1 protein-coding gene is annotated in these 1,126 nt (G+C 66.4%); it reads right to left on the bottom strand.

What is annotated here, in order from left to right; genetic code table 11:
- Window positions 1-251: 251 nt before the first annotated feature.
- On the bottom strand, window positions 252-869 hold the full coding sequence (locus DQW85_RS22540) for a hypothetical protein (RefSeq protein WP_162795241.1): 618 nt from the start codon (window positions 867-869) through the stop codon (window positions 252-254).
- Window positions 870-1,126 lie beyond the last annotated feature (257 nt).

A 1,126-nucleotide genomic window follows, 5' to 3' on the forward strand; every position in this document is an offset into this window, starting at 1 on the left:
CCCGGCGGGCGTGGGCGCGTCCGTGCCGCCGGGCGGCGCGGGCGTGCGCGCGGGCCTCTTTCGATAAGTTCCTTGGCGCGCCGATGACATCCGCTGCACCGAGACCGGCACCCCAGCGGCGATCGGATGTGGGGCAGACCTGTTCACCCACTTGTCGCGCGGCCGCGCCATCACACTCGACTGCGCACAGCAACGGGTCATCCCCCTCTCCGCTGGCTGATGACAGATGGGAGCTGGCCCTGACGGGCACCTCACCAGGGCAGGGAAGCCAGGTAGGCCAGGACGCAGATCACGGCGATGACCAGAGCGGCCACCGGGCCCCAGGGAATCATCGGCCGGAGCTTCTCGCCGCTCCACGGTCGGCGCGCGGCGATCTGGGCGGCCCGGTGGTGCCCGAGCGCGATGGAGACGGTGACGCCTCCGGCCAGGCCGACGATGACGCCGCCGTAGAAGGCCGGCCCGTACTCGATCGCGAAGAGTCTCATGGCCTTGGTGTAGCCGTGCGAGATCCACATGAGATCGGGGTCGCGGATGACTGTTTCCGGGCCGGTGATGGAACGACCGGTGAGGAACGAGCCGGCGGCGACGACGATCAGCGCCCAGCCCGGGTTGCACCACCTGCCGTAGATCCTGGGGATCGTGACCGCCGCGACCGCCGCCGTCATGGTTGCCGACAAGATCAGGGTCTGTGTGTAGAGGGTGGCGAACTCCACGTAGCCCTGGGCGCCGGGTTTGATGCGAGGGTTCTGCGCCACGTACGTGAGCGCGTAGGAGAGGCCGCTGGTGACGAGCACCACCATGACTAACGAGAGGCCGACCACCCAGTCGATGGAGTCCTTGGCGTCTCTGCGGGTCCCTTGCCTGGCCATCTGCATCCCCCCATCCATTACGCAAGCGAGCTAATCATGTACGGACAGTTGGGGTGGAGATATGGCCGTAGAGGCACATTGCTCTCGATAGCCGTGGTTATGGCGAGGTGTCTTGGACGGGCGCTGTCATCGCTGCTCACGCACTCCACGTGATCATGCCGGGTTCGACAACACGCTCTTAGCTTGATCTTTAACCTCTCTCGTCGGCCGGCCCGTTGAGCTCGATGGAGGTTCGGCCGTTTGCGGGACAGCGAGAC

It is taken from the genome of Nonomuraea lactucae, from assembly GCF_003313395.1.
GTDB classification, from domain to species: Bacteria; Actinomycetota; Actinomycetes; order Streptosporangiales; family Streptosporangiaceae; genus Nonomuraea; species Nonomuraea lactucae.

Bases quoted from the DNA above. Each gene is read 5' to 3' on its own strand.
- DQW85_RS22540 (WP_162795241.1), bottom strand. From the start codon at position 869: ATGGCCAGGCAAGGGACCCGCAGAGACGCCAAGGACTCCATCGACTGG.